The 7,622-nt window shown below is 66.6% G+C and carries 7 protein-coding genes; 4 read left to right on the top strand and 3 right to left on the bottom strand.

Translation table 11 applies throughout. The features are described 5' to 3' along the window. Positions 1-1,109: 1,109 nt before the first annotated feature. Positions 1,110-2,552, bottom strand: coding sequence for a hypothetical protein (locus ACZ7N4_RS38870; protein ID WP_471368697.1), 1,443 nt, complete (start codon positions 2,550-2,552; stop codon positions 1,110-1,112). A gap of 307 nt (positions 2,553-2,859) precedes the next feature. Between ACZ7N4_RS38870 and ACZ7N4_RS38875 the strand changes: the two genes are divergently transcribed. The 4 genes from ACZ7N4_RS38875 to ACZ7N4_RS38890 all read left to right on the top strand — a co-directional run bounded on the left by ACZ7N4_RS38875 (position 2,860) and on the right by ACZ7N4_RS38890 (position 6,585). Further along, positions 2,860-3,327, top strand: a complete 468-nt coding sequence (locus ACZ7N4_RS38875; RefSeq protein ID WP_471368700.1) for a helix-turn-helix domain-containing protein — start codon at positions 2,860-2,862, stop codon at positions 3,325-3,327. Positions 3,328-3,635: 308 nt separating this feature from the next. Further along, the gene (locus tag ACZ7N4_RS38880) at positions 3,636-4,151 is read left to right on the top strand and encodes a hypothetical protein (protein ID WP_471368703.1); all 516 of its coding nucleotides are present in this window, start codon (positions 3,636-3,638) and stop codon (positions 4,149-4,151) included. Further along, positions 4,148-5,341, top strand: a complete 1,194-nt coding sequence (locus tag ACZ7N4_RS38885) for an MAB_1171c family putative transporter (protein ID WP_471368706.1) — start codon at positions 4,148-4,150, stop codon at positions 5,339-5,341. Before ACZ7N4_RS38880 ends, ACZ7N4_RS38885 begins: the two co-directional genes overlap by 4 nt. Beyond that, a complete protein-coding gene (locus tag ACZ7N4_RS38890; RefSeq protein ID WP_471368709.1) occupies positions 5,338-6,585 on the top strand; it encodes a metal-dependent hydrolase family protein in 1,248 nt (415 codons plus the stop codon). Before ACZ7N4_RS38885 ends, ACZ7N4_RS38890 begins: the two co-directional genes overlap by 4 nt. A gap of 520 nt (positions 6,586-7,105) precedes the next feature. Here the strand turns inward: ACZ7N4_RS38890 and ACZ7N4_RS38895 are convergent. Both ACZ7N4_RS38895 and ACZ7N4_RS38900 read right to left on the bottom strand, forming a co-directional pair. Further along, complete coding sequence (locus ACZ7N4_RS38895) at positions 7,106-7,291, bottom strand: DUF6059 family protein (RefSeq protein ID WP_471368712.1); 186 nt, start codon at positions 7,289-7,291, stop codon at positions 7,106-7,108. Between the two features lie 31 nt (positions 7,292-7,322). Further along, on the bottom strand, positions 7,323-7,622 hold a 300-nt coding region (locus ACZ7N4_RS38900), incomplete at its 5' end, for a glycosyltransferase (protein WP_471368715.1).

The raw sequence follows: 7,622 nt of genomic DNA on the forward strand, positions 1-7,622 counted from the left end.
CTGGACTGGTACAACTACCACCGACCCCACACCGGCATCAGCGGCCAACCACCAGCCAGCCGCGTCACCAACCTCTCCGGACAGCACACCTAGGCAGTCTCGAGCACCTCGTGGGGAGATTCAAAGAGCGCCATCACGCGGGGCCCGCGCCTGTTCTGCCGGGGCAGCCGAGCAGACGCGCATGTAGGGCGGATGCGGCTGGACGTCGATCACGGACGGATTGAACCGCTCCCCGCGGCTGTCTCGGACCCAGGGCGATCGCCGGCCCGGCCTTCTCGCTGGTGACCTGATTCCCGATGCCTCCGCGTGTGGCTGGCCGGTCGGGAGCAGGTCACCCCTGGGTACGCGTGCTGCCGCCGGTGTGCTGAAGGGGTGGGCAGAGCAACCGCCACTGCCGAGCTTGTGAACCACCGTGCTCTTCGACGTCTCCACCAGGTGTTGAAACCCGGCCGTTACGCGATCAGAGGCGGTGCAGCGGAGCGGTGCTGTCGACCCAGTGCCAGTTCACCCGCTGCCACCGCTTTTTCATCGAAATGGAGAACCTGGCTGCGGAAGCGTTGTGATCACGACACCGGATGGGAACGGGACAGCTCGGGCCTACACTGCTCCCATCTCAGCGCCAGTCGCGACGGCGACCACCTGGACCGACGGCCCGGCCACGGGCTTCACCACCGCCGTCGTGGCGGATTTCATGAAGGGGCGGAAATAGCGTGCTGCGACGCCGCTCTGGGGAGCGTCGGCGGCCGCGCCCGTGCCGCGGTAGGCGACCGAGCGTCCTATCGGGAACAACGGGCTACCCCTGCGGGTGAGGGGAAACCGTGCGCCTTGAAGCGTACGCACGCATCCCGTACACGCTGCGGCTCCCTCCCGTGCCTTCCCCGGGAGAGGGGCCGAGCACACACAGCGAGGTGGCGGGGTGACCTGCCGCATCGAAGGCTCAGGGGAGTCGGGAAAGGCTCAGTGGTATCGGGGGCAGGGGCAGGGGCCTGGGTAGTCCGCGTGGCAGTTTTCGAGGTACATCCTGACTCGTCCGGTGTCTCTGACGGTGGCCAGGGCTGGCGGCGGCTCAGTGCGCGGGTCGCAGCCAGGCACGTATACAGAGTGTTCAGTCACATGGCTCGTCGGATACTGCCTAGTGCACCTCCCTTGGCCTGTCTGCAGTCGCGGCAGGTGGCATCGGGGTGTGCTGGACCAACCATGGGCCTGCCGCAGTCGTCGCATTCAGGGCGTCGTTGCCGCTTGCTCTCGGAAATGGCAGCACCGGGTCGGGGAGCGTTTCCGTTGCGGTGATCGCGCCGGTGTTCAACGCAACGGGGGCATGACTGATTGGTGTCGATGATGACCCCGTCTTCACAGCGTGGGTCAGGGCATTCGCGGCCGCACTTGCTGATGGGACATCGGTGGGAGGCTATGAGTCGCACCGCCACGCCGACAGGGTGGGCTAGTCCTGCTCCGCCGGTTGAGGTGTCGGCGATTGCGGCGAAGCCCCAGGTGTACCAGCGGCGGTTGGCTCGTGCGATCAGCTCTTCGGTAGTGCGGTGCTGGTGTTCGCACAGGATGGCGTCCTGCAGCGTCGTGGGGCGGAAGGGAGGCAGCAAGGCGCGCAGTTCCTGTGGAAGGCCGGCCTCGACGGCCTCGACGATCTGGGTTTGCGCTTGGGTCATGCGCTGACGGGCACCGATACGGGGTGGGCGTCCCTGCTGTGGTGTCGGCAGTTCACATCGTCCGTTGTGAGTGTCGGCGGCACGGGCGTTCCTACTACTTGCTGTATGAGGCCTTCGGCCGGAAGCGACGCTTCGCGCCGCAGGCGCGGGTTCTTGGTGTTGTTCTTCTTGGTCTACTTCAACCCCTCGCCGTGGGGGTGCGAATCGCCTTGTTGTGGGGGTACGTACCCCCACAACAAGGGGTACGGTCTGGCCTGCCGATTTGACGGAACTGCCAGCTCGCGCCGTACCCCCTGCCAAAGGGGTACGGAAGTTCACGCCGAAGAAGGGTATAGCCGGCGGCAGGGGCGTGCGGCTCTTGCGTGCCTGCGCCCGTGCCTGGGCGGTCTGCTGGCAGCGTTCCTTGAGTGTCTGGCGGGTGGCCATGAGCCATGAGTCGAAGGCCTCTTCGCGGGCGTCGTGTCCTTCGGGGGTCTCATCGGGTGCAGCTCGGTGGAGGGCGTACCAGTCGGCCATGGAACGGGGTCCGCAGTAGTCGGCGGGTGGGGTTTGGTGCACGATGTAACGGTTGCGGCGTACCAGCCCCGTGGTGGAGCGGATGACCTCGATGGCTCCGATCACTTCCAGCTGCAACATGTACTTGGAGACGTTTTCGGGCTTCTTCAGTCCCAGGATGCGGGCGAGTGTGAGCAGGCCCGGCCAGACCTCGTTGTCGTCGCGCGAGGTGTTGAGGTGGGCGGACAGTGCCCAGTAGAGGGTTCGGGCGTCGGAGTCTGCCCCTGAGAGCAGGACCCAGTCGCCGACCTGGGTGAAGGGGGCGCGACGGCCGAGGGAGACCTCCAGCGTGTGGTCGAGGGCTGTCGGGTCGTCCGGTGCGTGTGCGCTCACCGCGCTGCACCTACTGGCTGCAGGGGGTTCGTGCCGCGTCCGGTCCGCGGCGGCAGGGGAGGGGCCTGCTGTGCCTCGCTGGTCAGGCGCGGTGTGCAGGGTGTGGGCGGTGCCATTTTCGGTTGGTGTCCCGTGGGTTGGACGCGTCCTGCCATTACTCCCCCATTAACATCAGTTCATGACTGTGGTTGATACTAGACACGAGATCCACTTCAGGACCAACAAACGTGGCCCACTGAGCCAGTAGTTGAGGGCCGATCAGTACACTCTGGGCCCGGACGTCCATGAACTAGCGAGGAGTCGGGGGATGAACGGAGAGGCCGAGCATGGTGCCGGTGACGAGGCGCACCGCACACTCGCACAGAAACTCAATCACCTGTTCGAAATTGCGACACCGAAGGACCAGAAGGCGCCGTCGCACGAGGACGTCGCTGCTGCCATCAACATCGCAGCGGGCGAACGGGCGATCAGTGGCGCCTACATCTGGCAGCTGCGTACCGGCAGGAAGACAAACCCGACCAAGAAGCATCTCGAGGCTCTGGCCCGCTACTTCGGAGTCAGCCCTGCCTACTTCCTCGACAACCAGCAGGCGCAGCGCATCGACGAGCAACTCGCGCTGCTGCAGGCGCTGAAGGAGAGCGATGTGCGTAACATCGCACTTCGGGCACATGGCCTTTCCGATTCGAGTCGGCAGACCCTGGCCGGAGTCGTGAGCCATCTGCGGAGACTGGAAGGGCTGGCAGAAGAGCCGGCCTCGCACAACGGCGACACCTGACAGTCGCGTCCGCGCATGGCAGGCTGCGAGCACAGAGAGATTCGCCCGCTGTCTCAATCTGGGTCGTACTCGTGCATCGGTGGCCGCGCCAGGCCTGCTGTTCGTGAACCCGTCCGGCAGGGGTCTGTGCCGACCCTCGTCACTCCTTCGCCTAATGTTCACCTTCTAGGCGGTTTCTGAACGAATCGTGTCACGCCCCGACCAAGCCTGACGCGATCCGGTCTGTGGTGGTCAACCAGGAAGGACGCCCCCTAAGGCATGAGCCGCCGTCGCAGGAAAGAAGTTCAATCTTGATCTAGGGGGAACGGTTGAAAGAGCGACAGCTTCGTCGCCGCTGCAAACAGGAGCTCCAAGCCCTGGACATCCAACCGCCTCTGCAGGTGGAAGCCCTGTGCCGCGCATTGGGCGAGCGCCGCCGCCGGCCGATTCGTCTGGTGCCCTACTCCTTGCCCGTGCCTGGCCCCTTCGGGGTCTGGATTGCCACGGGAACCAGCGACTTCATCGTCTACCAGCGCGAGACGACGAAGTCCCATCAGGACCACATCATCTTGCATGAAGTGGGCCATATCCTGGCCGACCACGACAGCGACCATGGCGACGAGGAGCTGTGGGGCCTGATGATGCCCGACATCGCGCCCGAAGCGATCCGCCGGGCACTGCGGCGTACCTCGTACGACCAGAAACACGAGCAAGAGGCGGAGCTGGTCGCCACCATCATCCTGGAGTGGGCCTCGGTACTGAACCGGGTCGCCCCCCCGCGGTCAACGAACGCGTCAGTACAGCGAGTTCAGACGGCGCTGGGCGACAGGCAGGGATGGCTGTGATCGTCTTCCTCATCAAGTGGGGCATGAGCCTGGCGTTCGCAGCGGCGCTGGGGTGGAAGTTAACTCAGCTGGCCAAAGCCCCCCGTGACGCGGCTCTGCGCGCGGTCACGCTGTGCCTGGCCAGTGCCGCCTGCTCCTTCGTGCTGACCAAGCCCTTCGCCGGCTGGATGGTTTCTGTGGGCGGCCCAGGGACCCCTCGACTGGTGCAAAACCTGTTCGTACTCGGCATGGTGTATTGGCTGATGTGCTTCTACTTGTACTCGGCCGCCACTGATGCGACCGAGGGCAACAGACGCGCCCGCCGGCAAGCACTCCCACTGGCTCTCGCCGCCATCGGCCTGATCACCGCCACCGTCGCGGCAGGCGTTCACGACCACGGCGCCAACTTCCGGGGATCCGACCTGCACGATCCGGCTCTGGTGAGCTTCTACCTCATCGCGGACGTCTATCTCGTCTACGCCCTGACCATGGCTCTGCGGTGGACGTGTGCCTACGCCCGTGCATCACAGCGACCGCTGGCAACCGGCCTCTGGCTGGCAGCCGTGGGTATCGGTGCCATGGCCGCGTCCTGCACGATGCGCGCCGTACTGACCCTGGTCCGATGGCAAGGGGGCAACGTGCCACCGGCTGTCACACGGGCCTCGAGCGTGATCATCGCCCTCGCGGTCCCGCTGTTCCTCATCGGGGTCAGCTACCCGGGAGTCGCCACCCGGATCGCGGCCATGCGAGTACGCCGCCAGCACCGCCAGATGTATCGCCGACTGGGCCCGCTGTGGCGGGTACTCAACGAGGCATATCCCGAGCACGCCCTGTACCGAATGGCGACCACACCGTGGCGCGACCACCTGCTCCCGCTCGGCGTGCACCGGCGCTACTACCGCAGAGTCATCGAATGCCGTGACGGCCTGGTGCGGATCAGTCCTCACCTGGACCTGGCTCTCGCAGCGGACAGCGCCGCCCAGGACGAGGCGGAGTCGGTCGATGACCTGGCTGCTCGGCTGTACTCCGCGCTGCGCAACGAGCAACGCGGAGCGGTACCGGTGGCTCCAGCCCAGGCCGTCGCCGTCGCGATGCCGCGCACACAAAGCCTGGAAGACGACGTGCGACAGCTCGTGGCCCTGTCGGACGCGGTGAAACAACGCATTTTGGCTGGGGCAAAACAAGCAGCCGGAGAAAGCGAGAAAGCATGAGTCAGTTACTGATCACTGCAGGGCGGCTGCTGATCGGTCCAGGCAGCGCGCAGGTCCGCGACGGCGCCGTCCTCATCGCAGGGGACAGCATTGTTGCCGCTGGGGCGCGCGACGACGTGCTGGCACGCGCCGAACCGGACTGCCGCACGGTGGACTTTCCCGGTGCCACCGTGCTCCCGGGGCTGATCGATTGCCACGTCCATCTGGCCTTCGACGCAGGACCGGACCCGGTCGCCACCGTGAGCGAGAGCGACGACGCGACACTGCTCCTGGGCATGGCTGGCCGGGCACGGCAGTTACTCGACGCCGGCATCACCACCGCCCGTGACCTGGGTGACCGTGATGGCCTGGCCGTCCGGCTACGAAACGCGATCGGCGAGGGCGTAGTGGCCGGACCGCGGATCCTGGCCGCCACCTCGCCGCTCACTGCCCGCAATGGGCACTGCTGGTTCCTGGGGGGTGAAGTCGAGGGGGAAGCCGAGATACGGGAGAAGGTGCGTCGCAACGCCGAGGAGGGCGCGGACGTCATCAAGGTGATGGCCACCGGGGGAGGTCTGACCCGCGGGGGCCCGGCGATTTGGCAGCCCCAGTTCACCGCCGAAGAGCTCGCCGCCGCAGTGGTGGAGGCGCACCGGTTCGGTCTGCTGGTGGCCGCCCACGCGCACGGCGTGCAAGGCATTGCCGCTGCGATCACCGCAGGGGTCGACACGATCGAGCATTGCAGCTGGATGACCGAAGACGGCACCTCCGACCTGCGCGAGGACCTCCTGGCGGAGATCATCGCCAAGGGGATCACCGTCTGTCCGGCCAACCATCCGAACTGGCGCGCGTTCGCCGACCGGGTCGGCGCCGAAAAGGCCGCCGAACTGTTCGCCCCGATGCGCCGGATGGCAGAACGGGGGGTGAACCTAGTGGCGGGGACGGATGCCGGGGTCCCTCGAGCTGCTTTCGGCGCACTGGTCTCCAGCTTGGAGTTCTTCGAGCACTTGGGGGTTCCCAGGGACGGCATCATCGACATGGCCACGGCCAAGGCCGCATCTGCGCTGGGACTGGACGGCCAGACAGGCCGCCTTGCTGAGGGCTACCGCGCCGACATTCTGGTCGTCGATGGCGACCCCCTGACCAGCCTGGATGCGTTGCGGGCCGTGCGCTTTGTCCTGGCGGGCGGCCGTCCTCACATCCCCGAAGACGCCGCCCTGGGACGTCGCTCTGCCCACGTACCCGCCCAGACATGCGAGCCCTGACGCGGCTTCCGCTTCCAGGCCGGCCGAGTGCCAGCGGGTCCTCCTCGGAAAAGGGCCCGCTGACATTCCGCAGGGAGGCGTCCTGCTCAGCGGGCACGCTGCGCCGAGCCAAGCACGGCGTCCCACCGCCATCTCACCTGAGGCGCGGGCGTCGGGACATGCAGGCTGGATTCCCTGTCCCGATTCTCCGGCTGAAACGTACACTCCGTGCGCATGAGCGCTGACACGTACCAGGCGGACCCGAGATCAGCAGCACAACGGCAGCCCGGGCAGGTCCGAATCGGCTGTCGTCGTGCTCGGCTGTGGCCCTGACGTGTCCGTCTGGAAGAGGGTGCCTCGTTTCCCAGCTCAGGATGAGCTTGAGCGGGTTTCCGGGACAGCTCGATCCAGCGCACCTCCAGCGGGCTGCCGACGTCGACACAGGCTGGCGATCAGCCTGCCCGCACTCGCCACCCCGACCAGTTCCTGCCCCCGCAGCCCGCGGACCGGCTCTTCGCGGCCCGGAAAACGCTGATCGCGGTCAGCCGACGGACCAGATTCGGTGCCACAGTTCCCGCTCGGCCGGGGAGAGCTCCGACATCAGGACCAGCCGCTCGGGGTGGCCGGGGGGCGGTCCGTCGAGAACCTTCGTTTCGGACGCCTCCCTGGACCCCAGCACGAGACCAATCGGTGCGTAGTACATGGTGCCGAGGAAAAGCAGCCCCATCTGAAGGGTGTGCCACGACTCTCTCAGCAGCTTACGCACGGGCAGACGGGGTTTCGCGGGCATGTGAGAACTCCTCGAGTGCGGAGACGATGGAAGCGGGGGCCGGCAGGGTGTCGTGTTCTTTCTTCAGTTGCCGGGCGTGGGTGGTGTGGTGGGGGTCGGTGAGGATCTGGGTCAGGAGGTCCTGGAGCGCGGTGGGGGTGTGGTCCTCGGGCAGCAGGTACCGGGCGCTTCCCGTGCCGGCGAGCTGCCGGGCGTTCAGCAGCCGGTCCGTGGTCTGCGGGATCAGGATCTGCGGCACGCCCGCGGCGACCGCGGTCATCACCGTGCC

The organism is Streptomyces sp. NPDC107654, assembly GCF_055639035.1.

Excerpts from the sequence above, each read along its gene's own strand:
- ACZ7N4_RS38875 (WP_471368700.1), top strand. The coding sequence starts at position 2,860 with ATGAACGGAGAGGCCGAGCATGGTGCCGGTGACGAGGCGCACCGCACA.
- ACZ7N4_RS38890 (WP_471368709.1), top strand. The coding sequence starts at position 5,338 with ATGAGTCAGTTACTGATCACTGCAGGGCGGCTGCTGATCGGTCCAGGC.
- ACZ7N4_RS38895 (WP_471368712.1), bottom strand. The coding sequence starts at position 7,291 with ATGGGGCTGCTTTTCCTCGGCACCATGTACTACGCACCGATTGGTCTC.